21 protein-coding genes are annotated in these 26,112 nt (G+C 74.0%); 7 read left to right on the forward strand and 14 right to left on the reverse strand.

Translation table 11 applies throughout. The features are described from left to right. The 3 genes from ACQPZK_RS28260 to ACQPZK_RS28270 are packed head-to-tail and all read right to left on the reverse strand — an operon-like array spanning position 1 to position 3,299. A complete protein-coding gene (locus ACQPZK_RS28260) occupies positions 1 to 1,518 on the reverse strand; it encodes a pyridoxal phosphate-dependent decarboxylase family protein (protein ID WP_433535811.1) in 1,518 nt (505 codons plus the stop codon). A gap of 27 nt (positions 1,519 to 1,545) precedes the next feature. Next, positions 1,546 to 2,952 (reverse strand): MFS transporter, encoded by a 1,407-nt coding sequence (locus ACQPZK_RS28265; protein WP_433535812.1) that lies wholly within the window; start codon positions 2,950 to 2,952, stop codon positions 1,546 to 1,548. A gap of 32 nt (positions 2,953 to 2,984) precedes the next feature. Beyond that, positions 2,985 to 3,299: an MGMT family protein gene (locus ACQPZK_RS28270; protein WP_433535813.1), complete on the reverse strand. Its 315-nt coding sequence runs from the start codon at positions 3,297 to 3,299 to the stop codon at positions 2,985 to 2,987. A gap of 13 nt (positions 3,300 to 3,312) precedes the next feature. Between ACQPZK_RS28270 and proB the strand changes: the two genes are divergently transcribed. Both proB and ACQPZK_RS28280 read left to right on the forward strand, forming a co-directional pair. Then, positions 3,313 to 4,470, forward strand: coding sequence for a glutamate 5-kinase (gene proB / locus ACQPZK_RS28275; RefSeq protein ID WP_433535814.1), 1,158 nt, complete (start codon positions 3,313 to 3,315; stop codon positions 4,468 to 4,470). 11 nt (positions 4,471 to 4,481) lie between these two features. After that, a complete protein-coding gene (locus ACQPZK_RS28280; protein WP_433535815.1) occupies positions 4,482 to 5,723 on the forward strand; it encodes a glutamate-5-semialdehyde dehydrogenase in 1,242 nt (413 codons plus the stop codon). Here the strand turns inward: ACQPZK_RS28280 and ACQPZK_RS28285 are convergent. The 6 genes from ACQPZK_RS28285 to ACQPZK_RS28310 all read right to left on the reverse strand — a co-directional run bounded on the left by ACQPZK_RS28285 (position 5,720) and on the right by ACQPZK_RS28310 (position 13,105). Further along, complete coding sequence (locus ACQPZK_RS28285; protein WP_433539338.1) at positions 5,720 to 6,601, reverse strand: prenyltransferase/squalene oxidase repeat-containing protein; 882 nt, start codon at positions 6,599 to 6,601, stop codon at positions 5,720 to 5,722. The two genes, ACQPZK_RS28280 and ACQPZK_RS28285, sit on opposite strands and share 4 nt — an antisense overlap. A 106-nt stretch (positions 6,602 to 6,707) precedes the next feature. Beyond that, on the reverse strand, positions 6,708 to 7,889 hold the full coding sequence (gene moeZ, locus ACQPZK_RS28290) for an adenylyltransferase/sulfurtransferase MoeZ (protein ID WP_433535816.1): 1,182 nt from the start codon (positions 7,887 to 7,889) through the stop codon (positions 6,708 to 6,710). Between the two features lie 108 nt (positions 7,890 to 7,997). After that, a complete protein-coding gene (locus ACQPZK_RS28295; RefSeq protein WP_433535817.1) occupies positions 7,998 to 8,825 on the reverse strand; it encodes a DUF3152 domain-containing protein in 828 nt (275 codons plus the stop codon). A 76-nt stretch (positions 8,826 to 8,901) separates the two neighbouring features. After that, on the reverse strand, positions 8,902 to 9,741 hold the full coding sequence (locus ACQPZK_RS28300; protein WP_433535818.1) for a DUF3152 domain-containing protein: 840 nt from the start codon (positions 9,739 to 9,741) through the stop codon (positions 8,902 to 8,904). 5 nt (positions 9,742 to 9,746) lie between these two features. Continuing rightward, positions 9,747 to 10,721, reverse strand: coding sequence for an alpha/beta fold hydrolase (locus tag ACQPZK_RS28305; protein ID WP_433535819.1), 975 nt, complete (start codon positions 10,719 to 10,721; stop codon positions 9,747 to 9,749). Positions 10,722 to 10,768: 47 nt separating this feature from the next. Continuing rightward, the gene (locus ACQPZK_RS28310) at positions 10,769 to 13,105 is read right to left on the reverse strand and encodes a hypothetical protein (RefSeq protein ID WP_433539339.1); all 2,337 of its coding nucleotides are present in this window, start codon (positions 13,103 to 13,105) and stop codon (positions 10,769 to 10,771) included. 1,404 nt (positions 13,106 to 14,509) lie between these two features. Here ACQPZK_RS28310 and ACQPZK_RS28315 point away from each other — a divergent pair. Together ACQPZK_RS28315 and ACQPZK_RS28320 are read left to right on the forward strand one after the other, a co-directional pair. Then, positions 14,510 to 15,148, forward strand: a complete 639-nt coding sequence (locus ACQPZK_RS28315; protein WP_433535820.1) for a TetR/AcrR family transcriptional regulator — start codon at positions 14,510 to 14,512, stop codon at positions 15,146 to 15,148. Between the two features lie 62 nt (positions 15,149 to 15,210). Further along, a complete protein-coding gene (locus ACQPZK_RS28320) occupies positions 15,211 to 15,438 on the forward strand; it encodes a DUF3107 domain-containing protein (RefSeq protein ID WP_030329796.1) in 228 nt (75 codons plus the stop codon). Between the two features lie 80 nt (positions 15,439 to 15,518). On the opposite strand, the gene ACQPZK_RS28325 is transcribed toward ACQPZK_RS28320, so the two are convergent. After that, positions 15,519 to 16,160, reverse strand: coding sequence for a ferritin-like fold-containing protein (locus ACQPZK_RS28325; RefSeq protein WP_433535821.1), 642 nt, complete (start codon positions 16,158 to 16,160; stop codon positions 15,519 to 15,521). 265 nt (positions 16,161 to 16,425) lie between these two features. On the opposite strand from ACQPZK_RS28325, the gene ACQPZK_RS28330 reads away from it, so the two are divergent. Then, positions 16,426 to 18,102, forward strand: coding sequence for a DEAD/DEAH box helicase (locus ACQPZK_RS28330; protein WP_433535822.1), 1,677 nt, complete (start codon positions 16,426 to 16,428; stop codon positions 18,100 to 18,102). 89 nt (positions 18,103 to 18,191) lie between these two features. Next, entirely contained in the window at positions 18,192 to 19,346 is a 1,155-nt protein-coding gene (locus ACQPZK_RS28335) for a class I SAM-dependent methyltransferase (protein WP_433535823.1), read from the forward strand. 32 nt (positions 19,347 to 19,378) lie between these two features. Here the strand turns inward: ACQPZK_RS28335 and ACQPZK_RS28340 are convergent, their stop codons facing one another. Further along, a complete protein-coding gene (locus tag ACQPZK_RS28340) occupies positions 19,379 to 19,819 on the reverse strand; it encodes a hypothetical protein (RefSeq protein WP_433535824.1) in 441 nt (146 codons plus the stop codon). A 239-nt stretch (positions 19,820 to 20,058) separates the two neighbouring features. Here ACQPZK_RS28340 and ACQPZK_RS28345 point away from each other — a divergent pair, with 239 nt between their 5' ends. Further along, complete coding sequence (locus ACQPZK_RS28345; protein WP_433535825.1) at positions 20,059 to 20,475, forward strand: helix-turn-helix domain-containing protein; 417 nt, start codon at positions 20,059 to 20,061, stop codon at positions 20,473 to 20,475. A 147-nt stretch (positions 20,476 to 20,622) separates the two neighbouring features. Here ACQPZK_RS28345 and ACQPZK_RS28350 read toward each other — a convergent pair whose 3' ends face one another. From ACQPZK_RS28350 to ACQPZK_RS28360, 3 genes are all read right to left on the reverse strand, one after another. Continuing rightward, positions 20,623 to 21,588, reverse strand: a complete 966-nt coding sequence (locus ACQPZK_RS28350; protein WP_433535826.1) for a hypothetical protein — start codon at positions 21,586 to 21,588, stop codon at positions 20,623 to 20,625. 252 nt (positions 21,589 to 21,840) lie between these two features. Beyond that, entirely contained in the window at positions 21,841 to 23,979 is a 2,139-nt protein-coding gene (locus ACQPZK_RS28355; protein ID WP_433535827.1) for a DEAD/DEAH box helicase, read from the reverse strand. 56 nt (positions 23,980 to 24,035) lie between these two features. Further along, entirely contained in the window at positions 24,036 to 25,976 is a 1,941-nt protein-coding gene (locus ACQPZK_RS28360; protein WP_433535828.1) for a BTAD domain-containing putative transcriptional regulator, read from the reverse strand. Positions 25,977 to 26,112 lie beyond the last annotated feature (136 nt).

Here is a 26,112-nt window from a genome sequence, read left to right on the forward strand (position 1 = left end):
TCACTCGCCCGAACTCCAGTCGGGCCGTTGCAGGAGGCCGACGAACTCGACCAGCAACCTCTCGCGCAGCGCCGGTGCAGCGGCGTCGAGCAGCGTGTTCACGACCGCCATCCGCTCCGGCAGCGGGCCGACGGTGTCGTCGCTGTTCGGGTCGCCGCCCAGGCCCAGCCCGGCGGCCAGGCCGGCCACCACCTCCGGGGTCAGCGCCTCGGGGGTGAGGACTCCGACGAGGGACACCAGCTCGGCGGGCAGCCGCACCGGTCCGGCCGCGTGGGTCGCCTCCACCGCGGCGGCCAGATCCGGGCCGAACTCGGCCACCCGGGGCGCGACCGAGGCGGTCACCGTGAGGTGCACACTGGCCGGCAGATCGGCGTACGACAGCTGGGGCTGGGTGTGCCAGCCTCGTGCGGTCAGCTCGTCGACCAGGACGAACAGGTCGGGGCCGTCCTCGGTTGCGGTGAAGCAGACCACCGTGGACTCCGGCTCGGCCATCAGCCGCAGCCCGTCGACGGCACGGACCGCGTCGGCCAGACCAGCGACCGCGTCCCGGGTGGTGGCGGCCAACCGCAGGTAGCCGGCGTCGCCGAGGTGCCGCAGGGTGGCGTACGCGGCGGCGATCGGCCCGCCCGAGCGGGTCGAGGCGATCACCGGGTTGATCATCGTGTACCCGGGCCAGTCGGCGTACGCGAAGTACTGCGGCGCGCGTCCGGCGGCGTCCCGGTGCAGCAGGACCGACACGCCCTTCGGCGCGTACGCGTACTTGTGCAGGTCGACCGAGATGGACGTGACGCCGGGGACGGTGAAGTCGAACGCCGGCACCGGCTCGCCGAGGCGACGCAGGTACGGCAGGGCCCAGCCGCCGAAGCAGGCGTCGACGTGGCAGCGCACTCCGGCCTCGGCGGCAACGGCGGCGATCTCGACGACCGGGTCGACCACCCCGTGCGCGTACGAGGGCGCGGAGCAGGCGACCAGCACCGTGTCGGGCCCGATCGCGGCGGCCATCGCGGTGGGTTCGGGACGCAGCGTCTCCGGCGGGACCGGCACCACGTCCAGCGCCACCCGCAGGTAGTGCGCCGCCTTGGCGAACGCGGCGTGCGCCGTCGACGGCACGACGATCCGGGGCGCGGCGATCTCCGGGTGGGCGTCCCGGGCTGCCTTGACGGCGAGGATCAGCGACTCGGTGCCACCGCTGGTGACGCTGCCGACCACGTCCGGCGCGCTCGTGCCTGGGCCGCCCCCGAGCAGCCGGCCGGCCGCGCCGACGAGCGCGTTCTCCATGGCCAGCAGGGACGGGAACGCGGTCGGGTCGAGCCCGTTGACGTGGGCGCTCTCGCGGTGCGCGGCGGCGGTGAGGTCGTCGAGCCCCGGCACCGCCGGGTCGTAGACGTAGGCGAACAGCCGCCCGCCATGGGTGGGCCGGTCGCCCGCACGCAGCCGCCGCACCTCGTCCAACGCCTGCTCGGCGCTGACCCCGTCGCGGGACAACGCGCCGGCCTCAACCCTGCTCTCGTCGATCATGGAGCTGTGGTGCCCTTCTCGTGACGGTCAACGGCTTTCGTCCCCCACCACAACTCCATGATCGCTCCGGGAAACGGGCGTGGAGACGGGCGCGGGGGTGGGGAGGGTGTACTGGCGGAGCAGGATGATGGGGGCTGCTATCAGGAGGGCCGGGATCAGGGTGAAGCCGAGCAGGACGCCCAGCCTCGCCGTGTCGGACTGGGCGGCGGCCGTTCCGGTGTCGGAGGAGACGTAGCCGGAGACCTGCAGCACGAGGCCGTAGATGCCGGGGCCGAGAGCCAGGCCGAAGGTCTCCCCGGCGGTCCACAGGCCGGTGAAGACGCCCGCCTGCCGGCGACCGGTGCGTGCCGTCTCGTACGCGATGCAGTCGGGGAGCATGGCCAGCGCGAACACCTGCTGCCCGGCGTACCCGACGCCGAGCACCGCGACCACCAGGTAGACGACGACCGGAGGCAGCACCGGGGCGGCGACCAGGGCGAACGCCCCGGCAGCGAGGATCAGCCCGGCGACGACCAGGGCGGCCCGCTTGCCCAGCCGGGCGCCGACCCGCGCCCAGAGCGGCATCACCAGCAGCGCCGGCCCGACGAAACAGGCGAACAGCAGCGTCGGCCCGTTCCGGTCGTCGCGCAGGATCTGCCCGGCGAAGTAGTTGACCCCGGCGAGGATGGTCGCCACCCCCACGGACTGCACCACGAAGCAGATCAGCAGCGCGCGGAACGGCCGGTTGGCCCCGGCCACCGCGAGCTGCGCACGCAGCGTCGGTTCGCTGACGCCGACCACACCAGCCGGTGCGGACCGGGTGCCGAGGAACGCGCCGACCGCGCCGACGCCGATGAGCGCCGCCACGAAGAGGCCCATCCAGCGGTGCCCGGGCACGCCGTCGCCGCCGGCCGTCACCACCATCGGGGCTACCGCGCCGGAGATCAGGATGGCCAGCGCCAGCACGGCGATCCGCCAGGTCATCAGCCGGGTGCGTTCGGTGTAGTCGTCGGTCATCTCGGCGGGCATCGCCATGTACGGCACCTGGAAGAAGGCGAACGCGGTGGCCGTGGCCAGGAAGGCGAGCGCCACGTACGTCGCGGCGGCCGGCCCGCTGCCGAACGGCGCCGCGAAGATGGCCGCGAAGAGCACGGCGAGCGCGAGACCGGCGACGAGCAGGTACGGGCGGCGTGCGCCCCAACGCGACCGGGTGCGATCGGAGATCCGGCCGGCGACCGGGTTCACCAGCACGTCCCACGCCTTCGGCAGCAGCACCAGCAGGGCGGCCACCCCGGCGGCGACGCCGAGCGTGTCGGTCAGGTAGGGCAGCAACAGCAGGCCGGGCACGGTGCCGAACGCGCCGGTGGCAAGCGAGCCGAGCGCGTATCCGACGTGCACCGGGCGGGACAGCCGACCGGTGGAGGGCAGGCCGGCAGCACCCGGCGGCTGGTTCATGGGGCCGAATGTTACTCACGTTATGGCGGGGGTCACATCCCCTCCTCGGGCGACCAACCCGCCGCCGCGATGTCCACCCCCGCGCCGCGCAACGGCGTCCCCTCGGCCCGCAGTCGGGCCTGCGCCTCACGCTCGTGCCCCGGCGGCAACCGGCCAGCCGCGGTCACCACCCGGTGCCAGGGCACCGAGCCACCGTGCCGGGCCATGATGTTGCCCACGAGTCGCGCGGAGGAGCGACCCGAGCGTTCGGCCAGCGCGTCGGCGACCGCGCCGTACGACATCACCCGACCCTCCGGAATCCGCTCCACGAGGTCCAGCACCGCCTCGACGTATTCGTCAGGAGTCACAATCCGCCACCATATGGGAACGCCACCGGGCCACGAGGGCGTGACCGCGCAGAATGGGCGGGTGCGCGACGCAGTCACGGCCGCTCGACGGATCGTCGTCAAGATCGGATCCTCCTCGTTGACCACCGCGACCGGCGGTCTGGCCGACGAGCGGGTCGACACGCTCGTCGACACCCTGGGCCGGCTCGGCGCCGAGGGCCGCGAGGTCGTGCTGGTCTCCTCCGGCGCGATCGCCGCCGGGCTCTCCCCGCTCGGTCTGACCCGACGTCCGCGCGACCTGGCCACCCAGCAGGCCGCCGCCAGCGTCGGCCAGGGCCTGCTGATCGGCAGGTACGCGGCCAGCTTCGCCCGGCACGGCCGCACCGTCGGCCAGGTACTGCTCACCGTCGACGACGTGACCCGGCGGGCGCACTACCGCAACGCGTACCGCACCCTGCGCAAACTGCTCGACCTGCGGGCGGTGCCGATCGTCAACGAGAACGACACGGTCGCCACCGAGGAGATCCGGTTCGGCGACAACGACCGGCTGGCCGCCCTGGTGGCCGCCCTCGTGCACGCCGACCTGCTGGTGCTCCTCTCCGACGTAGACGCGCTCTGGACCGGTGACCCGACCCGTCCCCAGTCGGTGCGGATCGCCGAGGTACGCGGCGAGGAGGACCTCGCCGGGATCACTATCGGCGGCGCCGGTCGGTCCGGCGTCGGCACCGGCGGCATGGTGACAAAGGTCGAGGCGGCCCGCATCGCCACCGGCTTCGGCATCCCCGTGGTGCTCACCTCCGCCGACCTGGCCGCGCCGGCGCTGGCCGGCGAGCCGGTCGGCACCCTGTTCCACCCGCAGCGGCAACGGCCGACGGCCCGGCTGTTCTGGCTGGCCCACGCCACCTCCCCCCGGGGCCGCCTGCACCTCGACCCGGGCGCGGTGGCCGCCGTCGTCGGGCGACGCAAGTCGCTGCTGCCCGCCGGCATCACCGCCGTGGACGGCACCTTCACCGCCGGCGACCCGGTGGACCTGGTCGACAACGTTGGCGCGCCGGTCGCCCGGGGACTGGTCAACTACGACGCGGTGGAGCTGCCCGGCCTACTCGGGCGTTCCACCTCCGAACTCGCCGCGGCGCTCGGCCCGGCGTACGAACGAGAGGTCGTCCACCGCGACGACCTCGTGCTGCTGTGAGGAGTACTGGCATGAGCGTCGCCGAACAGGCGCGACGGGCGCGGGACGCCGCCGCCGACCTGGCCGTGGCCACCCGTACCGTCAAGGACGCCGCGCTGGTCGCGATGGCCGACGCGCTGGTGGCGCGTACCCCGGAGATCCTCACCGCGAACGAGGCGGACCTGGCGGCCGGGCGCGAGGCCGGGCTGAGCGCGGCCGTGCTGGACCGGCTCGCCCTCGACGACGGCCGGGTGGCCGGCATCGCCGGCGCGCTGCGTGAGATGGCCGCGCTGCCCGACCCGGTCGGCGAGGTGGTCCGCGGGTCGACCCTGCCCAACGGGCTGGAACTGCGCCAGATCCGGGTGCCGTTCGGGGTGGTCGGCATCATCTACGAGGCGCGGCCCAACGTGACGGTGGACGCGGCCGGCATCTGCCTCAAGTCCGGCAACGCGGCGCTGCTGCGCGGGTCGTCGTCGGCCGCGCACTCGAACGCCGCGCTGGTCGCGGTGCTGCGGGACGCGGTCGCCGAGGCCGGTCTGCCGGCCGACGCGGTGCAGTTGCTCGACGCCGCCTCCCGCGAGTCGGTCAAGGAGCTGATGCGCGCCCGTGGCCTGGTCGACGTGCTCATCCCGCGCGGTGGCGCGTCGCTGATCCGCACCGTGGTCGAGGAGTCGACAGTGCCGGTCATCGAGACCGGCGTGGGCAACTGTCACGTCTACGTCGACGCCGCCGCCGACGTCGCCAAGGCCGTCGCGGTGACGCTCAACGCCAAGACACAGCGCCTGTCCACCTGCAACACGGCCGAGTCGCTACTGGTGCACGTGGACGTCGCCGACGCGTTCCTGCCGCCGATGCTGGCCGCGTTCGCCGAGGCCGGCGTGACCGTGCACGGCTCGCCGGAGGTGGTCGCCCACTCGGCCGCCGTGGTCCCGGCCACCGAGGAGGACTTCGCCACGGAGTACCTGTCGGCCGACATCTCGGTGGCGGTGGTCGACTCGCTGGACGCGGCGGTCGCGCACATCCGCCGCTTCGGCACCGGGCACACCGAGGCGATCGTCACCGACTCGACGACCGCCGCCCGCGAGTTCGTCGCCCGGGTGGACGCGGCGGCGGTGATGGTGAACGCGTCGACCCGGTTCACCGACGGGGGTGAGTTCGGCTTCGGCGCGGAGATCGGCATCTCCACGCAGAAGCTGCACGCCCGGGGGCCGATGGGCCTGCCTGAGTTGACCAGCACCAAGTACGTGGTCACCGGCGACGGGCACGTGCGCTAGCCGGCCGGACGGCAGGCCCGGATCGCGGACAGCGTGGAGTGCACGTCGAACTGGTGGCCGTCGTCGCTCTCCCACCCACCGTCGCTGCGCTGGGTCTCGGTGAGCCGTCGCAGGGCGCGCGTCATGACCCAGTCGTGGGAGTCGATGCCGACCCGGCGCAGCGTGGCCGCCAGCCACGCCACGTCGCCCGGCGACATGGCGGCCATCCGTTCGGCGAGCACCACCTGGATCCGCGCCGACTCCTGGAACATGTCCTGGCGGTGCAGGACGGCCGCGCTCAGCCAGCCGGCGGCGAGGAACGACGGCCAGCTCCCGTCCGGGCGTAGCCGCGCGACGATCGACTGGGCCGCGGCCTGCACCACACCGGCGTACGCCCCACCGACCCGGTGATCGAGCGGACCTGAGGCGCGGGCGTCCAGGCCGGCGACGGTGAGCCAGAAACCGGCGTTGGCGGTGAGGAAGAGTTTGGCCTCGGGGTCACCGGGGCGGGCCCACTCGGGCGCCGAGCCGGCCAGTGAGAGGTCCTCGTCCCAACCACCGTCGGGTTGCTGCCGGGACGCCAGCCAGTCCAGTGCCCGCCGGGCGGCGGGACGGCCCAGCGCGCCGAGGTCGTCCAGCTCGCTGAGCCGGAAACACGTGGCGTCGACCGAGGCGACCTCGCCGCCCCACGTCGCCGGCCAGCCACCCTCGGGTGACTGGCCGACCTCGGCCACCTCCAGGAGCTCCGCCGGCACCGGGGTGCCGTTGCGGAGCCAGGAGAGGCGGGCGCGTTCCACCGCGTCCCCGTGCGCCACGACGAACCCGATCGCGGCTTCCAAGTCGACCACGGCGGAGACGCTACCTGCGCAGACGCGATCCCGCCTCGGGGAATCGGCCAGCCGGAAATGGCTGCGTCGCTCGGCGCGCAGGTCTGGTCGGAGCTATCTGCGTCGATTGACGCGACGGGTCGGGGCCGGGACGGCAGGGCCGCCCCGGCTCCGCCGGTCAGTACGCGGGCAGCGACGGGTCGATCTGCTTGATCCAGGAGAGCACGCCGCCCTGCACGTGGACGGCGTCGCGGAACCCGGCCGACTTCAGCGCGGCGAGCGCCTCGGCCGAGCGGACGCCGGACTTGCAGTGCAGCACGATCTGCTTGTCCTGTGGGAGCTGGGCGAGGGCCTCACCGGAGATGATGTCGCCCTTGGGGATCAGGGTGGCGCCGGGGATCCGCACGATCTCGTACTCGGCCGGCTCCCGCACGTCGACGAGGAAGATGTCCTTGCCGGCGTCCTGCCACTCCTTGAGCTCCAGCGCGGTGATGGTCGAGTCGACCACCGCCTCCTGGGCCTCGACCGAGACCGCGCCGCAGAAGTCCTCGTAGTCTTCCAGCAGGTCGGTGACGGTCGGGTTCTCACCGCAGAGCACGCAGTTCGGGTCCTTCCGGACCTTGATCTTGCGGTACTCCATCTCCAGGGCGTCGTAGACCATGAGCCGACCCACCAGCGGCTCGCCGATGCCGGTGAGCAGCTTGATCGCCTCGTTCACCTGGATCGACCCGATCGACGCGCAGAGCACACCGAGCACGCCACCCTCGGCGCAGGAGGGGACCATGCCGGGCGGCGGCGGCTCAGGGTAGAGGCACCGGTAGCAGGGGCCGTGCTCGGCCCAGAACACCGACGCCTGGCCGTCGAACCGGTAGATCGAGCCCCAGACGTACGGCTTGCCGAGCAGCACCGCGGCGTCGTTGACCATGTAGCGGGTGGCGAAGTTGTCGGTGCCGTCGACGATCAGGTCGTACTGGGCGAAGATCTCGCGGACGTTCTCCCGGTCCAACGCGGTGTTGTGGATCTCCACGTTGACCAGCGGGTTGATCTCGCGGATCGACGCGGCGGCGGACTCGGCCTTGGACCGACCGACGTCGGACACGCCGTGGATGACCTGGCGCTGGAGGTTCGACTCGTCGACGGTGTCGAAGTCGATGATGCCGAGGGTGCCGACTCCCGCCGCGGCGAGGTACAACAGGGCCGGCGAGCCGAGGCCACCGGCGCCGACACAGAGCACCCGGGCGTTCTTCAGCCGCTTCTGCCCGGCCACCCCGACGTCCGGGATGATCAGGTGGCGCGAGTAGCGGCGGATCTCGTCAACGGTCAGCTCGGCGGCGGGCTCGACGAGCGGGGGCAACGACACGGTGGACTCCCCGGGATCGGCGGTGTGAACCGCGCCATTGTTGCTCGCCGGGGCCCCGCTCGGCCATGAGGGAGGACACGTGGTCCGCGATGCGGGAGCGGGAATAACTCAGGGGACGATGTCGCCCGCGTAGCGACGGCCGTCGAGGTAGGGCCAGGCGTTGGCGACGCAACCCTGCAGCCCGTACGTCTGCTGCTGCATCACCGGGGCGGGTTCGCCCGGGCCGGGGCACGCCTCGTGCTCGGCGCCGAACTCGTGGCCGACCTCGTGATTGATCACGTAGGTGCGGTACGTCTCCAGCGGCGCGCCGTAGTCGGGCACCGCCTCCTGCCAGCGAGCCAGGTTGATGATGACCCGACCGGGCAGCCGGCAGGACGTGTAGCGCTCGGTGGTGAGCCCGCCCTCGGCGCACATCCGCTCCGACGTGACCGGGGTGGCGAGGTAGATGGTGAAGTCGGCGGCCCGGGCGTCGGCCACCCGCTGCACGCGCAGATCGCCGGAGGCGATCCAGCTACGCGGGTCGGCCAGCACCTCGTCCACCCGCGCCGCGAACGTGTCGGCATCCTGGCCGCTGTCGCGCTCGACCACGACCCGGTACCGGCGCAGCGGCCCGTCCTCGCCGTGCACGGCGGTCTCCGAGTCGGCGGCGGTGAACCGTCCCGCGCCGACCGACGGGTAGTCGCTGGGCGCCGGATGGGCCGCCCCGCCGCCCACGCCCATGCCGCCCGGCGTCGGGGTGGGTGGCGCGTCGGCCGGTGGTTCACCACCGCGCGCCACGGTCACGCCGATGGCGGTGGCGAGGACGAGCACGCCGAGCAGCACACTGCGCCGCCGGCGTCGGCGCATCCGCACGAGGCTGGGACGCGCGCCGTCGTACGCCGACCCTGGCGACGGGTCGGGCGACTCGGGCGGGCCGTAAGGGGACGACGGCGTCATGACGTCCAGCGTGCCAGACTATTCGGGCAATTCTCCGCTTTTGCCGCTATTACCGCAATACGTCTGAGCGGTGCCTCTAGAGTGCCGGCCCGGCATAGCGCCGACCGTCGACGTACGGCCACGGATTGGCCTTGCACCCGTTGAGAAAGAGGGTCTGCTGCATCATCACCGGCGCCGGGCGTCCCGAGCCCGGGCAGCGCTCGTGCCGGTGACCGAGTTGGTGACCGACCTCGTGGTTGACCACGTACGTCCGGTACACCGACAGCGGCACCCGCGCCGAGACGTAGTGCGGCACCGACAACCGCCACCGGTCCAGGTTGACGATCACCTGACCGGGCGCCCGGCAGGACGTGTACGGCCGCCCGTCGATGCGGATGTCCACCCCACCCGCGGCGCACATCCGGCCCGCCGTACGGGCGGTCGCCAGGTAGACGGTGAAGTCCCGGGGAGCGTCCCCCGGCACCTGCTGCAACCGCAGCCGACCGCTGTCGACCCAGCTGCCGGGCCCGGTGAGCGCCACCTGGACGGCCTGCCCGAACGCGGCCACGTCCTCGTCGCTGCCCGACTCGACCGCCACCCGGTAGCGCCGCAGCTCACCCGCGCGCCCCAGGACCGGACCGGAACGGTCGTCGTGGTCGAACCGGCCGGTCCCCGCGCTCGGGACCGCACCTGGCATCCGCAGCACCGGCGACGCGCTCGGCGACGCCGCCACCGTGGCACTCGGCGACGGACTCACCGACGCCGGAAGCGGACCCGCCACCAGCGGCGGCGCAACGGCCTCCTCGGCGGTCAGCCGATCGGACGGCTCGCCCCGCTCCTCGGCGACCACGGTCACGGCCGCGCCGATCGCCAGCACCACCGCCACCAACTGGGCGATCAGTGCGAAGCGTCGGTGGCGGGAAGCGGACCTGAACATCCGGGTCAGCCTGCCAGATCGGACGGCCGGACGGCGTCCCCCTTTTCGGTGAGCAGACCCACCACCGCACGGGCGACCAGCCGGGGCACCTCCAACTGCGCCACGTGACCGACACCGTCGAGCATCAACAGGCGGCTGTCCGGGATGACCCGGGCGGTCTGCGGCGCGACCCGGACGTCGACCAGCCGGTCCTGCCGACCCGCCACGACGAGCGTCGGCGCGCGGACCGCTCCCGCGAGCCGCCACAGCGAGCCCGCCCCCGGCAGGTACGCCCGCAGAAAGCTGGAGACCAGGCCCCGGAACGTCCGGACGTACGCGGCCGCGTAGTGCGCCTCCTCGTACCGCACCCGGATCTCCTCCAACGCCTCCTCCCGGCGCTGCACGCAGATGCGGCTCAGATCGGCGACGCACGCCTCGAGCACCTGCTCGGCCATCACCTCCGGGGCGAGCTGGGTCAACCGCCGGGCGACCAGCCGCTCACCCCCCGGAATGGCCAGCACCGGCAGCATCCGGCCCTGCAACGACCGCCGGAAGTCCAAAAACGGCAGCGCCGGCGAGATCAGGGTGAGGGTGCGGACCAGATCCGGCCGCAACCCCGCCACCTGGACCGAGACCGCGCCACCCAACGAATTGCCGAACAGGTGGACCGGCCCTCGACCGGAGTGCTCGATCCACCTGATGACCAGGTCGGCGAAGGCCGGGATCGTGTAGCGCCGGCCCGGCTCGCTGCGGCCGAACCCGGGCAGGTCGATGGCCTGACCGTCCAACCGGTCGGCGAGCAGCCCGGCCAGATCGGTCCAGTTCTGCGACGAGCCGCCGAGCCCGTGCACGAACAGCGCCGGCTCCGCGCCCGTACTCGTCGCGGGTGTGTCCCGCACGTACGTGACCTGGCCGTCGAGGCGCACCTTCCGGCCCGGCCACGGCGGCGGCACACCGGCGTCGGGGAGGAGGTGGTCCGGCCAGAGGGTGGCACGCTTCATCCGTCCAGTCTGCCTCGCACCCGTCAGGACAGCAGTGCCTCCAGCCGTCAGGACAGCAGTGCCTCCAGCCGTCGGTTGACCGCCGCGAGCGTGGCCCGGACCACCGCCTGCCGCGGGTCGCCGGCCACCAGCGCCGAGCCGGCGAGCTGCTCCACCCAGCCGTCGCAGACCAGCAGCACCACGACCGTGGCCACCTCGCAGTTGCCGAACGGCACCACCGCCGCGTGCTCGACGAAGCAGCGGCCACGCTCGGCGTTCTCGGTGCCACGCAGCAGCTCGTCGACGGCCGCGGCGGCTGCCACCGCGCAGAGCCGCAGCACGTAACCGTCCACCGCCGGCCCGGTCGCGTACCCGGCGGCGTTGCCGTCGCCGGCCAGCAGCCGTACCTCCACATTGGCGTCCAGACCGAAGGTGCTGACCTGCACGTGGTCGATGACCACCCGCGGCCCCGGCGCGCCGCCGGTGTCCAGCGGGCGGGAGGGCGCCGACTCCGTCGTGGTCACCTGACCACCGGAGTACGACGTACCGACCGTCGCCGGGCTGCCGGTGGCTCCTCCGGCGGGCACCCCCGAGACCGAGCCGGGCTCCTCGACCGTGGCGCGGCCCCGGTGCGGGGTGCCCGTCCGTCGTCGACCTGCGGTGTCCGGGCCGGTCCACTGCTCGGGAGCCGCCGGTGCGGCCGACGCCGGGCCGCCGCCCGGCCGAGCGGTCGCCGGCGCCTCGCCGGCCAGCGACTTCGCACCGCTGTTGCGCGGCTCGGCAGGTCGGGACTCGGCGGATCGCGCGTTGGCGGGTTTCGCGCCACCCGACCGGGGCTCGGTGGATCGCGGTTCGGCGGCGCGGCGGCGTACCGGCGGAGCCGGTGTGGTGGGCAGGCCGGGCACGTTCTGCGGGGCGGCGGCGAGGCCCATCCGCTCCTGGAGCAGCCGGGCGACCTGTCGGCTCACCTCGGCCGGATCCGCGCCGTCGGCGAGGTCCAGCCGGAGGCTGTGCGCACCCGCCGGGGTACGACGCAGCGCCGCGTCCCGGACGCCGGCCACCTCCCGGACGGCATCCAGGATGGCGTTGACGTCGAATCCCTCGGGACGCTCCCGCAATGGAGCGGGCTCGTCGTCACGGCGCAGATGGGTGGCGATGCGCGCGAGTTCGGGGGTTTCGGCGGGTGGTTCCACGGCTGGCGGCTCCGGCACGACGGGCACGTCCGGTTGCGCGGGGACGCGCTGCGGCAGCACCGCCGGCGTGTCGGGCCGTCGACCGCCGGCGGCGGCGTCGGGTGACGACGCCGGATCCGGGGCGGATCGGCGGGCCGCGTAGGGCGGGGCGGACGCGGATGACGGCCGGTCGTGTCGCCCCGGCCCGCCGGTGGCCGAGGCCGGACCGGTTGCCGTCGGGGTGGTGGGGGTCGGCCCGACGGTCGAGGGGTCGGGTGGCTCGGGGCTCGCCGGCCGGAGCCGGAACGGCGCGGTCGGTCGGACCGGGTTGGCCGGCTCGTCCGCGTCGCTCGCACGAGCAGGGCTCACCGGCCGGTTCGCCGGCCAGGACGGACGATCGGCCGGCGAGGCCGCCGGAATGCGCCCCTCGGACCAGTCCGGTCGCTCGGCCGCCACCTTCGCCGCGGGCGTCGGTGAACTCCCCGCCCACGACGGGCGCTCGGCCGCCGTGTTCGCCGCGGGCGTCGGCGAGCTCGCTGCCCACGACGGACGCTCGGCCGCCGTGTTCGCCGCGGGCGTCGGCGAGCTCCCCGCCCACGACGGGCGCTCGGCCGCCGGGCGGGCGGGCGTCGCCGGTGACGGCGTGCTCTGCGACGGCGCATCCACCACGGTGGCCGGTGGGCCGGCGGGCGCCGGTGGAGGATCGACCGGCGCTGACGGGTCCACCGGCGCGGGGCCGCCCCAGCTTGGGCGCGCGGGCGGGCCGTCGGAGGCCTGAGCGCCGGGCCAGGACGGGCGTGACGCCCCGAAGCCGCTCGGAGGCGAGTCGGGCTCGCCGGCCCAGGGTGGCCGTGGCGGCGGCGGGAGAGCCGAGGCCGGACCGGCCCAGGACGGGCGTTCGGAAGCCGGAGGCCCGCTGGTCGGCGCGGAACCGCCGGCCCAGGACGGACGGTCAGCAGCCGGCGGACCGCTCGCCGGCTCGGCGTGCGCGGCGCTGGTCGGCGCGGGGCCTCCGGCCCAGGACGGACGCTCGGCCGCCGGCGGCCCGCTGGTCGGCGCGGAACCCCCGGCCCAGGACGGACGCTCGGCAGCCGGCGGACCGCTGGTCGGTGCAGGCCGTCCGGCCCAGGACGGACGCTCGGCAGCCGCCGACGTCGCCGGCGTAGGCGCCCCGGGTCCGCTGGTGGGCGTGGCGTCCGAGACGCCCGGGCGGGGCGGCGGGTCGGCCGGCACGCTGCTCGACAACGGCGCGGCCCAGGACGGACGGCCCGTGGGAGGCGTACCGCCCGGCTCGGACGTCGGCCCGCCGGGCCAGGAGGGGCGCTCGGGCGGCTCGGAGCGGGAGGCCTCCGGCGGCACGCTGGCCGACGTCGTGGCCGGCCGTTCGCCGGCCCAGGCCGGCCGCGAGGGTCGGCCGCGGTCGGGTGCCGCCTCTGCCTCGGGGGCGACGTCGTACGCGCGGGAGGGCTCGGCGGCCAGTGGCTCGTACGGACGCGTCGGCTCGGCCCGCACGGGTTCGTACGGCACGCTGGGCTCGGCGACCCAACCCGGCGCGGACTCGTCCCGCGTCGGTCGGTCGGACGGTTCGCCGTCCTGTCGGGACCACGGTGGCGCCCACCCGCCGCCCCAGCTCGGGCGGTTCCAGCTGGGCCCGGACCAGTCCGGCTCGACGGAGGAGGACTCGCCCACTCGGCGGGTGTCGGCGGCGGGGCGTTCCGGCTCGGACTCGTCGCCGCGTCCCGGCTCGGCCGAGGCCTCCGGCGGGCGGGCTTCCCGGCGGGCGCGCGACCCGGCCTCCCGGTCGTCGACGGTCGAGCGGTCCCCGGTCGGCGCGTGGAGTCCGGGTGGCACCTCGAAGCCCGAGGCCGCCGTGCCGACGGGCGGCACCTCGATGGGCGCGGTGCCGGGCACGCCGGGTTCGGCCCAGCGGACGCTGCGCGGCGTGGTGGGGTCGGCCGTCAGGTGCCGGGCCCGGCCGTCGTCGGCCTCCCCCGACCCCTGGTCGGCGGGCGGCGCGGGACGCTGGGCGGGCACCGCCAGGCGCCCGACGCTCAGGTCAGGCCGGTCTTCGGCGGCCCGCCCCGGCGGCGCGCTGACCGGTGCCTGCCGACCGGACGACGAACCCGCGCCGTTGATCTCGGCGTCCTCGTGGTGGACGCCGTTGACCACGCCGTCACCGTTGACCTCGCCCTCGGCGTGGTGGACGCCGTTGGTGTGGTGGCCGTTGACCCGCGCCGGCCGCTCGGAGGCCAGTCCAGGCAGAGGCGCGGGAAGGTCACCGTGCCTCGTGGAGGTGGTGCGCCAGCCGGACGCGGGGTCGGGCTGCCATCGTGGCGCCTGCTCCCCGGCCGCTTCGCTCTCGCCGGACGGTGACCACCCGCCCGTCGAGGGCGCCCACCCGTTGCCGGAACGACCCGGGTCGTCGTGCTGACCCGCTCCGTCACCGTGCTCTCCCGGGGTGGCGGCTCCGGGTTGCCCTGTTTCACTCACCGCGCGCTCCTTGGTCGCCCTCGCTGAGGCTACCGTGTGGGGAGAGTGGCGATAAGTTACAGCGGCGGGCCAATTCCACGACGCGGTCGGGGGCCGCCCCGGTCTGGGGGGAAAATGGCGGCTCGTACGGAGAACTCGGAGGATCCCATGACGGCTGTGGGGAACGGCGCACAGACCGCTGGCAGGCCCACCCGCCTGCCCCGCTCCGCGCGTCGTAAGCAGCTGCTCGCGGCGGCCCAGGAGGTGTTCGTCGCGCAGGGCTACCACGCTGCGGCGATGGACGACATCGCCGAGCGGGCCGGGGTCTCCAAGCCGGTGCTCTACCAACACTTCCCCGGCAAGATGGATCTCTACCTGGCGCTGCTGGACACCCACTGTGACGCCATCGTCGCTCAGGTGCACGAGGCGATGCGGGGCACCAGCGACAACAAGGAACGGGTCAGCGCGTCGGTTCGCGCCTACTTCGACTTCGTCGACCACGAGAGCGAGGCGTTCCGGCTCGTCTTCGAGTCGGACCTGCGCAACGACCCGGCGGTGCGGCAGCGGGTCGAGCGTGTCGAACAGGGCTGCATCGCCGCGATCACCGACACCATCATCTCCGACACGGGCGTGGGCCGGTCGCACGCCGAGTTGCTCGCCTCCGGGCTCGTCGGCGCGGCGGAGACGGCCGCGCAGTTCTGGCTGGCCGGTGGCCGGCAGGTGCCGAAGGCGGAGGCCGAGGCACTGGTCGCCGCGCTGTCGTGGCGGGGCATCGCGAGCTTCCCGCTGCAAGGTGAGTCAGCCTGACCGCCGCCCCCGTGATCGGATAGCCTTCGCAGGGCGGTTATCGCCCCAGTTGAGGAGGCACAGTGGAGGTCAAGATCGGCGTGCAGTACGCGCCGCGCGAGCTGGTTCTGGACAGCGCGCAGTCGCCGGCCGAGATCGAGCAGATCGTGACCGACGCCTTCGCCGGCAACGGCGGCACGCTCTCCCTGACCGACGAGAAGGGCCGGCGGGTCATCGTTCCGGTCGAGAAGGTCGCCTACGTCGAGATCGCCGAGGCGTCCCCCCGAGCGGTCGGTTTCACCGTCCGCTGACCGGTCCGGCCGTCGCGGCAGGTCGGCGTCTGGCCACCTGCCGCGGGCCGGTACCGCGGAGACGCCTCGACGGGTGGCGCTCAGTTGTTCAGTCCGACGGCGGCCATCCGCGCGGTGTGCGCGGCGGTGAGCCGTGCGAAGAGGCCCGGTACGTCGATCCGGTCCGCCTGTGTGACCAGCGCGGTGAGCGTGGCGCGTTCGGCGGCGACGCGGCCGGCCTGGGACAGCGCCTCCCCGACCAGCCGCCGGGCCCACATGGAGAGCCGGCTGGCCACCCGCGGGTCGTCGGCGACGGCCGCCCGGATCTCGGCGGCGGCGAATTCCGCGTACCGGGAGTCGTGCAGCACGTCGAGCACCAGCGCCCGGTCGGGCCCGTCCAGCGCGTCGGCGATTTCTCCGATGAAGTCGTCGGTGATGGCGTCGCCCACGTACGCCTTGGTGACGACCTCCGCCCAGTCCCGTGGCTCGGTGGAGTCGTGGTACGCCTGCAACGGCCGCACGTAGGGCGTCATCGCCTCCTCCGGCGGCACACCCAGCGCGGCGAGCCGGTCGGCGAGGCGGCGGTAGTTGTCGATCTCGGCAGCGGCCATCTGGTCCAACGCGACGCGCCGGCGCAGGTCGGGGGCGAGTCGTGCGTCAGCGGCCATGCGTTCGAAGGCGAGCAGTTCGCCGAAGGCGACCAGGCCCAGCAGATCGGGGACGGCGGAACCGGCGGTGGACACGAGCGCACGCTACCGCGTGTGAGGCAGCTCACATTCAGTCGCCCCGCGTGGCGGCTGGCCGACCGGGAATCGGGACGTGAGCTTGCCTGTTCGGGTAGCATAGAGCAGTTGCCGTGGGCGCCGATCTGATCGACGTTCAGCCCGCGGCGCGCGTGCGGCCCGGTCCGGCTCGGCAGTCTGCCCCCGACCGTGTGGCCCGCGTCATACCGACCGCGCCCTCAGGACCTGACGGGGCGCACCCACGAGAGGGCACCCCCACATCCACATGAGCGAGCTGACACAAGATCTGATGGACGGCCAGGAACTGGCCCCCACCGCCCCGGTCCGACCGGAGGCACCCACCTTCGCCGCCCTCGGCGCCCGCGACGAGACCGTCGAGGCGCTGGCCGCGGCCGGCATCACCCGCGCGTTCGCCATCCAGGAGTACGCGATCCCGATCGCGCTGCGCGGCGTCGACCTCATCGGCCAGGCGCCCACCGGCACCGGCAAGACCCTCGGCTTCGGCGTACCGCTGCTGGAGCGGGTCTTCGCGCCGAGCGAGGGTGGCGACGGCGTCCCCCAGGCGCTCGTCGTCGTCCCCACCCGTGAGCTGGGCATCCAGGTCGCCAAGGACCTGGCCGCCGCCGGCCGGACGCGCGGCGTCCGGGTGCTGCCGATCTACGGCGGCGTGGCGTACGAGCCGCAGATCGACGCGCTGCGCAAGGGCGTCGAGATCCTGGTCGGCACCCCCGGCCGACTGATGGACCTGCAGAAGCAGAAGCACCTCCGCCTCGACCGGGTGCGGGCGCTCGTCCTGGACGAGGCCGACCGCATGCTCGACCTGGGCTTCCTCGACGACGTCGAGAAGATCCTGGCGATGCTTCCGGAAGACCGGCAGACGATGCTCTTCTCGGCGACCATGCCGGACCCGATCGTCACCCTGTCCCGGCGCTTCCTGCGCCAGCCGATGACGATCCACGCCGGGCACACCGCCGAGACCGGGCCGTCGCCGCAGACCCAGCAACTGGTCTACCGCACCCACTCGATGAACAAGCTCGAGGTGGTGGCACGCATCCTCCAGGCCGAGGGTCGCGGGCTCACCATGATCTTCACCCGCACCAAGCGGGCCGCCGACCGGGTCGCCGAGGATCTCGATTTCCGGGGGTTCGCGGTCGCCGCGGTCCACGGTGACCTGGGCCAGGGCGCCCGGGAGCGGGCCCTGCGGGCCTTCCGCGCCGGCAAGATCGACATCCTGGTCGCCACCGACGTCGCGGCCCGGGGCCTGGACGTCACCGGCGTCACCCACGTCATCAACTACGACTGCCCGGAAGACCAGGACACGTACACCCACCGCATCGGTCGTACCGGCCGGGCGGGGGCGACCGGCGTCGCGGTGACCTTCGTCGACTGGGACGACATGCCGCGCTGGCGGATCATCGACAAGACCCTCGGTCTGGAGATGCCCGAGCCGCCGGAGACGTACCACACCTCCCCGCACCTTTACCGCGACCTGCACATCTCGACCGAGGTCACCGGCACGCTGCCCACGGCCGAGCGGACTCGCGCCGGGCTGTCCGCCGAGATCGAGGAGGACCTCGGTGGCACCACCCGCTCCCGCCGGGGCGACGGCGGTGGCCGGGGCGGCCGGCGCGGTGAGAGTCGTGGCGAGCGCCGTGGTCGGGGCGACGGTCGCCGCGACCGTACCGACGCCGGCGCGCCGGCCGACGCCGCAGCACCTGCGGACGCCGCTGGCGACGAAGGCAGTCGTACCCCCCGCCGCCGGCGTCGTCGCCGGGCCGGCGAGACGGTGACCGGTGAGCCGACGGCGGTGATCGCGGCCGACGCGACGCCGGCCGAGCCGGCCGCCGCCGCCGAGGGCGAGCCGTCGAAGCCGCGCCGCCGCCGACGCCGTCGTGGTGGCGGTTCCGGCGAGGGTACGCCGGCCGAGGCAACCGCGGACTGACACAGCGAGATCGATCCGACATCCCCCGCACCGCAGAAGCGGTACGGGGGATGTCGCCTTCTGCCCACCCACCTGCCGAAGATGGAACGATGCCGGAACCACTGGATGCCGCTCTCACCGAGGTCCGTGCCCTGCTGCTCGACCCCGCGCTGACCCGGGCGGTGGCCGCCGGGCGTCGCCGCGGTCACCGTCCCACCGTCGTACGGGCCGAGCTGCGGCCGGTGACGCTCAAGGCCGGCGCACGGCTGCAGATCGCCACCTCCGACGGCGTACGCCCGTACACCCGCAATGTCGCTCCCGGCCCCGAGGCCGACGCGGCGGTCGACGAGCTCCTGGCCGAGCCTTTCGGCAACTGGCACGTGGAGACGGCCGACGCGACCCTTCAACTCCGGGTGACCAAGTCCGGCGAGGCGCAGGTGCACCGCGCGGTGACGGCCCGACCGGCGACGACACCGGGTGGCAACGATCGTACGAAGGACTACCTGCTCGATCCCGGCGACCCGATCTTCGCCGAGATCGGCGGCTCGGCGGCGAAACGCCGCCAGGTCGACGCGTTCCTGCGGGCCCTGGCCGCGACCCTGCCCGACGACCTGACCGGTTCGCTGCGCGTGGTCGACCTCGGCTGCGGCAACGCCTACCTGACCTTCGCCGCCTACCGCTACCTCGCGAGCCGAGGGCTCGATGTCGAGCTGGTCGGCGTGGACGTCCGCGAGGACCAGCGCCGGCGCAACACCGAGCTGGCGCAGCGACTGGGCTGGGCCGACAAGGTCAGCTTCGTCGCCGGCACGATCGCCGAGGCCGTCGTCGAACCCGCCCCGGACCTGGTGCTGGCGCTGCACGCCTGCGACACCGCCACCGACGAGGCACTGGCTCGCGCGGTGCGCTGGCAGGCCCGCTGGGTGCTCGCCGCGCCCTGCTGTCACCACGACCTCGCCAAGCAGCTACGCGCGCAGCCCACCCCGGCGCCGTACGAGTTGCTGACCCGGCAGGGCATCCTGCGCGAGCGCTTCGCCGACGTGCTCACCGACGCGCTGCGCGCCGGGCTGCTGCGGACGCACGGTTACCGGGCCGAGGTGGTGGAGTTCGTCGACTCCCAGCACACGCCCCGCAACCTGCTGATCCGCGCCCGCCGCACCGGTGTCGCCGACCCCCGGCACACGGAGTACCGCGAACTGGTCGACCAGTGGCAGGTCACGCCCCGGCTGGAGGTCCTCCTGGCCGCCGACGCGGAGTCCGTCGGCTAGAGGTGCCGCCGTCTGGGCCGGCCCTCACGGCCCTAGCGTCGACGGTCGGCGCTGCTGCCCCGGTCCCGGTTGCCGGAACGGTCGAAGACCGACACCCGGTCCCCGCCGTTGCGCGTCGAACGTTCGTCGTCGACCGGGCTGCTCGGGAAGGGCACCACCTTTCCCGAGCTCTCGGCGTTGCCGGCGGCCGTGAACGCGTTCCAGGAGATGTCGACGAGCAGCTTCTTCGTCTCGGCGTGCCGAACGGCCGCGTTCTGCTGCAGCGCCATCCGGGCACCCAGCACCACGGAGACCAGCGTGGTGGTGATCGCGCCGGTGGCGGCCAGCACGTGGGCACCGGTCGCCGCGTCGGTGCTAAGCACCAGGACCAGCAACCAGGTCCAGAACCCGGCGGCGAAGACGCCGGCCTTGACGACGAAGAAGAGGCTCACCGCACCGGGCTGGTACGGCTGCGGACGGCGCGAATCGGCCATGGTGCTCCTCGGCGGTGGTCCGGACGAACGCGGCAGGGCGCGCGTGCGCCGTGCCGGGACGGGCACCGAGCTTAGTGGAAGAACGATGGTGATCGCTCGGTACCGGTCCGAATACTGCCCGAGACGGAGTCTCATCGGTGGGACAGTTTGTGCGGTCAGTCAGTGGTTTCCGATCCTCGGCGTACTACGCTCGGAGGCGGATCTTCCCAGTGTTCGGCCGGGAGGGAAAGACATACCGGATGGGTTCCGCAGACGTAACACCGCAGATGGCGTTCGCCCGCTTCGTCCGGCGGGCCATCGACGACGCCCGGGACGAGCGTGGGTGGACCGTGACCGATCTCGCCGCGCACACGGGTGTGGGCCGGTCGACCGTGTTCCGTTGGCTCGCCGGTGACTGGCAGGACTACCCCGAACTGGCCAAGGTGCGCGGCTTCTGTGCCGCACTGGATCTGCCGGTGGCGGCCGCGTTCCGGGCCCTCGGACTGCCCGACGCCGGTCCGGCGCCCCGCCGGCGCAGCGACGACGGCCCGGTCGACGCCGACGTCCGCGCCATCCTGGACCGGCTGGCCGACCCCACCGTCCCGGCCGAGGAGAAGCACCACATCCGCGACCTGCTCCGCTACCTGGCCCGCCGCCCCACCCGCCGCGCCGGCTAACCCCCGCCCCCACCCCGCCGCGCGCCCCCACCCCACCCTCTCCGCGCGGTGATCATGAAGTTATTGCCACGACACGCCGATGCGAGCGGCAATAACTTCATGATCACCGGGGGCAGGCGAGGGTGCGGGGCAGGGTCGGGAGGCGGGTTAGGGGACTGTCAGGGTTAGTTCGGCGGTGTGGACCTTGGTGGCTACCTGGAAGTCCAGGTAGAGGCGGTAGCGGCCGGGGCTGGGGACGGTCAGCCAGAACTTGACCTGGCCGTCGGCCAACTCCGGTTCGGGGTGCACGTGCAGGTAGCCGAGGTCGCCTTCGCGCAGCGCCACGAGGTGCCCGTACGCGCCGAGGTAGCGCTCCAGCGCCGCGCCACCGCCCGGGCCGTCGATCCGGAAGGTCAGTGGCACCGTCACCCCTGCCTGCGGGCTCCCCTGGTAGCCGACCGTGAACCCGTCCACCGTCGTCGAGGTCGCCGGCGCGGGCAGTGGACGCGGCTGGTACGCGCCCGGCACGACCAGGTCGACGCCGAGGGTCACGGCGCTCTGGCCGCCGTTGTCGGCGACCGCGGTGAAGTCCGTGTACGCACGCCAGACGCCGGGCTGCGCGAGGGTCATCGGCACCGACCAGATGCCGTCCGGCGTCATGGTCGGGTGCAGGTGCTGGTAGCCGGTCAGGTCCCGACGGACCACGATGACGTGCATCGGCTTGTCGTGCACGACGGCGAAGCGGGTGACCGGCCGACGTTGCGCGTCGCGTACCTGAAAGCGCAGTTGCCCGGCGCGGCCGGCCGGGAACTCGGTGCCCAGCGGCACGAGGGTGTATCCGCCCGAGCTGACCGACAGACCGCCGGGCTCGGTGGCGCCGCCCTGGTCGGTGCCCGTGACAGAGCCGTGGTCGTGGGCCGCGGTGCCGGCCGGGTGGGTGTGGTCGGGAGTCAGCGCCGCGCCGCCGGTGGTGCCGTCGCTGACGCTGGTGCTGCCATTCAGACGACCGAGGCCGAAGCCGAGCAGGACGGCGAGCACCAGACCACCCACCACCAGCGCCAACCGGACCGTGCTCCGGTCGGGCGCGCCCGCGACACCCCCGGGCGCGGCGACCGGCCCGTCCGGCGAAGGCACGCCAGCCTGGTCCGAGGCGACGGCGCTCCCGTCCGACGGAGTCGCGCAAGCCTGGTCCGAGGCGACGGTGCTTCCGTCCGACATGACCATGCCTGCCTGGTCAGGCACCGCCGGAGTCCCGCTCATCCCGCCACCGTACCGTCGTGCCCGGTCGGCGCCGGCCGACGCCGGGTCAGCGTGGCGACCGTCGCAATCCGCCCGGCTCGGGAACTTTCCCGCACCCCAGCCGTGGACGGCTCAGCCGGCAACAGCTCAGCCGGCCACGGCGAGCGCGAGCGGGAGCACATCGGGAGCGCCGGCCCGCCGTAGTTCACGGGCCACCATCGTCATCGTCCAGCCCGAGTCGACCAGGTCGTCGACGAGCAGCACCGGCCCGTCCAGCGCGGCCAGCGCGTCGGCCAGGTCGGGCGGCACGGAGAAGGCGTCGTGCAGCGCGCGTACCCGCTGGGCACTGTTGCCGCGCGGCCCGCCGGGACCGGCCGGACCGCTCGCCGCGACCGCGCCGAGCAGCGGCAGCCGGCCCACGGCGGCGATCCGCTCGGCCAGCGAGCCGACCAGCTGGGGCCGCCGGCGGGAGGAGACCGCGACCACCGCCACCGGGCGGCGGGGCCACGGGTCGTCGCCGTGCGCCCAGGCCTTCAGCACCTCCACCACCGCGCCGGCCACGTCGTCCGGCACCGGCGCGTCGGGGGCCTCCGGGCCGACCAGGTCCCGCAGTCGACCGCCCCACCCCAGGTCGGAGAGGCGACCGACCGCGCGGCCGGAAAGTGCCTGGTCCGCCGGAGAGATCCGGCCCTTGAGGGGTACGCCCACCGCGTCCAACCCGGTCGGCCACAGCTTCTTGGGGGCGATCTCCACGCCGGGGCGGCCCAGGAACGTCTGCGCGGCGGCGAGCGCGGCCGTCGACACGTCCGCGGCGAACAGGGGGCCGGCACACCTGTCGCACCGGCCGCAGTCGGTCGCACCGGTATCGTCCAGGCGCTCCCGTAGGTATCGCATTCGGCAGTCGTTCGTCGACGCGTACTCCCGCATGGCCTGTTGCTCGACGGTGCGCGCCTGGGCGACGCGGCGCAAGCGGGCCTCGTCGTAGACCCAGGGCTCGCCCGTGGCGAGCCAGCCACCGCGCACCCGGCGGACCGCGCCGTCCACGTCGAGCACCTTGAGCATCAGCTCCAGACGGGCCCGGCGCAGGTCGACGAGGGGTTCGAGGGCCTGGGTGGAGAGCGGCCGGTCGGTGTGCAGGGCGGCCAGCACCGCGCGGACCTGCTCCTCCGGTGGGAACGCCAGCGAGGCGAAGTAGCGCCAGATGGCGGCGTCCTCGACGCCGGGCAGCAGCAGCACCTCGGCGTGTTCGACGGCGCGGCCGGCGCGGCCGACCTGCTGGTAGTACGCGATCGGCGACGGCGGCGCGCCGAGGTGGACGACGAAGCCCAGGTCGGGTTTGTCGAAGCCCATGCCGAGCGCGCTGGTGGCGACCAACGCCTTGATCTTGTTGTCGAGAAGGTCCTGTTCGGCGGCGCGTCGGTCGGCGTCGTCGGCCTGCCCGGTGTACGACGCGACCGGGTAGCCCCGGGAGCGCAGGAACTCGGTGGTCTCCCCCGCCGCCGCGACGGTCAGCGTGTAGACGATGCCGGAGCCGGGCAGCTCGTCCAGGTGGTCGGCGAGCCACGCCAGTCGGTGCGCCGGGCTGGGCAGGTCGAGCACGCCGAGCCGCAGCGACTCACGGTCCAGCGTCCCGCGCAGGACGAGCGCGTCGCCCAGTTGCTCGGCGACGTCCTGGGTGACGCGGGCGTTGGCGGTGGCGGTGGTGGCCAGCACGGGCGTGCGCTCGGGCAGTTCGGCGAGGAAGGTACGCAACCGCCGGTAGTCCGGCCGGAAGTCGTGCCCCCAGTCGGAGACGCAGTGGGCCTCGTCGACCACCAGCAGACCGGTCGTCGCGGCCAGCTTCGGCAGGACGCCGTCGCGGAAGTCCGGGTTGTTGAGGCGCTCCGGGCTGATCAGGAGGACGTCCACCGCCCCGGCCTGGATCTCGGCGGTGATCTCGTCCCACTCGTCGAGGTTCGCCGAGTTGATCGTGCGGGCCCGGATGCCGGCGCGGGCCGCCGCCTCCACCTGGTTGCGCATGAGCGCCAGCAGCGGCGACACGATGACGGTCGGGCCGTGCCCGCCGTTCTCGCCGCTCTGCTCGTGGGCGCGCAGCAGCGCGGTCGCCACGAAGTAGACCGCCGACTTGCCCCAGCCGGTGCGCTGCACGCAGAGCACCCGACGCCGGTCGACGACCAACGCCTCGATGGCCCGCCACTGGTCCTCGCGCAGCCGGGCGTGCTCACCCGCCAGCCGACGCAGCACCGCCTCGGCCCGCTCCCGTACCGCCACCCGCTCGTCGCCCATCCGGCATTTCTACCAGCGACGTGCGTCAGAACCCCGGCCCGCGCGGGAGGTGCCGGTCACGATCCGCCCGTACGCGCCTCGTCGGGCCGGGACGCCGGGGGCAGGAAGAGCAACAGGTCGCGGAGGGGCTCGGTCACGCTGGGAGGCAGCAGGCAGCGCGCCGCGAACTCTTCCATCGAGGCGTACGGCCCGCGCAGCCAGCGGTCCACCACGATCTGCCGGCCCTGCTCGGATGTCAGGCCGGGCAGGGCCGTGAGCACCTGCTCCGGCACCGCGTTGACGTCGACCAGACCGCCGTCGTCGAAGGTGCGGGGCAGATCGGGTCGGCCGAGTCCCAACTCGGCACGGGCCGCCGGGTAGTGGTAGAGCAGGTAGCGGGCGTGCTCGCGCCGGATGCGCCGCTCCTCGTCGGCGCGCCCCCGGGCGCTGTCCGGCCGTCCGGTGATCGCCGCCCAGAGTCCACGGCTGAGCAGCACCACGTGCACGGCCCCGGCGAGCCAGGTGATGAGGGCCAGGCCGAGGAACGTCACCGCCTGCGGTCCGGGCACCTCGGCGTCCGGACTCTCGACGTCGAGCATGGTCACCTCGACGACGACCAGCGCCAGGTAGACGAGACCGGCGACCGCGAGACGCCAACTCCGCCGCCACCCCGCGTAGGCCAGGATCACCAGCCAGGTCAGGCACCCGAACGAGAGCAGGACGAGCACAGTCCCGAGGATCGTGACGGTCCTGCTCGCCCAGCGCGGCGTCGGCCGCCGGGCGGGCTTCGTGGGGGCCGCCGGAGGCGGCAGGGGCAGGAGCGCCGGAGGAGGCGGCGCGAACACGGGGGCCGGCGATGCCGGTCCCGGCGGAGCGGAGACGAGACCCACGGGCGCGACCCCCGACGTCTCCGGTCCGGGCGCCGTGACCGCTGGCGGCAGCGCCTGCGGTTCGGGCACCGTCGCTGCCGGTCGCGGTGTCGGCGGTCCGGCGCTGCGTGACGCCGCCGGTGTGGCAATGGGCTGCGCCACCGGTCCGGCGACGGGCTGCGGCGCCGGTCCGGCGACGGGCTGCGCCATCGGTGCGGCGCTGTGCTGCGGCGCCGGTTCGGCGGCGGGCTGCGGCGACGGTTCGGCGGCGGGCTGCGGCGACGGTTCGACGGCGGGCTGTGCCACCGGTGCGACGCTGCGCTGCGGCGACGGTTCGGTGCTGTGCTGCGGAGCCGGTTCGGCGGCGGGCTGCGGCGCCGCCAGGGTCGGGTCGGAGCGCAGGATGCGACGGTGCAGTTCCTGCAACGCCTCGCCCGGCTCGATGCCGTACTCCTCGCGGAGCAGGTCGCCGAACTCCCGGTAGGCCGCGAGCGCCTCCGCCTGCCGGCCGCTGCGATAGAGCGCGAGCATGAGTTGGTGTCGCAGCCGTTCCCGGACGGGAAACTCGGCGACCAACTCCACCAGCTCACCGACCGTCTCGCGGTGCCGTCCGAGGTCCAGCGTCAACTCGGACCGGGTCTCCAACGCCACGGCCCGCAACTCCACCAGCCGCTGCCGGGCCGCCTCGAAGATCGATCCGGCGAAACCGGTGAACGGCTCCCCCTGCCACAGCTCCAGGGCGGCGGCCAGCTCGGCCAGCGCCTCGTCCGTACGCCCGGCCGTGTGTCGCCGACGGGCAGCCTGCACGCCCCGTTCGAAGCGGACCGCGTCCACCGCCTCGGGATCCACCCGTAGCGAATAGCCGGCGTCGGTCAGGCTGAGCACCTGTCCCGGCGTACGGGGAGACCGGTCCGGTTCCAGCACCCGGCGCAGCCCGGCCACGTACTTCTGCACGACGTTGGGACCGTTCGCGGGCGGGTCCTCCGGCCAGACCGCGTCGACGATCTGCCCGGTGGACACCGGACGGCCGGCGGCGAGCAGCAGTACGGCGAGCACCGCGCGTTGCTTGGCCGCACCGAGGTCGATCTCCCGGTCGGCGTACCAGGCCCGCTGAGGCCCGAGAATCTCGAAACGCAGTTGGCCTGACATGCGCGTTCTCGCTCCTGACACCCCCGGGACGGCCGGACGGCAGTGCCCGGCAGCCGGACGGCAGCATATCGGCAGCCGAACCGCCGTGCCGGCCGGCAGCATCCTCGTCGGCAGAAGCCACGCAGCGAGAAAGAGA

This window comes from Micromonospora sp. CA-249363 (assembly GCF_050950185.1).
In the GTDB taxonomy this organism is placed as follows: domain Bacteria; phylum Actinomycetota; class Actinomycetes; order Mycobacteriales; family Micromonosporaceae; genus Micromonospora.

Coding starts and splice junctions, on each gene's coding strand:
- ACQPZK_RS28260 (WP_433535811.1), bottom strand. CDS start 1,518: ATGATCGACGAGAGCAGGGTTGAGGCCGGCGCGTTGTCCCGCGACGGG.
- ACQPZK_RS28265 (WP_433535812.1), bottom strand. CDS start 2,952: ATGAACCAGCCGCCGGGTGCTGCCGGCCTGCCCTCCACCGGTCGGCTG.
- proB (WP_433535814.1), top strand. CDS start 3,313: ATGGGAACGCCACCGGGCCACGAGGGCGTGACCGCGCAGAATGGGCGG.
- ACQPZK_RS28280 (WP_433535815.1), top strand. CDS start 4,482: ATGAGCGTCGCCGAACAGGCGCGACGGGCGCGGGACGCCGCCGCCGAC.
- ACQPZK_RS28295 (WP_433535817.1), bottom strand. CDS start 8,825: ATGACGCCGTCGTCCCCTTACGGCCCGCCCGAGTCGCCCGACCCGTCG.
- ACQPZK_RS28300 (WP_433535818.1), bottom strand. CDS start 9,741: ATGTTCAGGTCCGCTTCCCGCCACCGACGCTTCGCACTGATCGCCCAG.
- ACQPZK_RS28305 (WP_433535819.1), bottom strand. CDS start 10,721: ATGAAGCGTGCCACCCTCTGGCCGGACCACCTCCTCCCCGACGCCGGT.
- ACQPZK_RS28315 (WP_433535820.1), top strand. CDS start 14,510: ATGACGGCTGTGGGGAACGGCGCACAGACCGCTGGCAGGCCCACCCGC.
- ACQPZK_RS28330 (WP_433535822.1), top strand. CDS start 16,426: ATGAGCGAGCTGACACAAGATCTGATGGACGGCCAGGAACTGGCCCCC.
- ACQPZK_RS28335 (WP_433535823.1), top strand. CDS start 18,192: ATGCCGGAACCACTGGATGCCGCTCTCACCGAGGTCCGTGCCCTGCTG.
- ACQPZK_RS28340 (WP_433535824.1), bottom strand. CDS start 19,819: ATGGCCGATTCGCGCCGTCCGCAGCCGTACCAGCCCGGTGCGGTGAGC.
- ACQPZK_RS28345 (WP_433535825.1), top strand. CDS start 20,059: ATGGGTTCCGCAGACGTAACACCGCAGATGGCGTTCGCCCGCTTCGTC.
- ACQPZK_RS28355 (WP_433535827.1), bottom strand. CDS start 23,979: ATGGGCGACGAGCGGGTGGCGGTACGGGAGCGGGCCGAGGCGGTGCTG.
- ACQPZK_RS28360 (WP_433535828.1), bottom strand. CDS start 25,976: ATGTCAGGCCAACTGCGTTTCGAGATTCTCGGGCCTCAGCGGGCCTGG.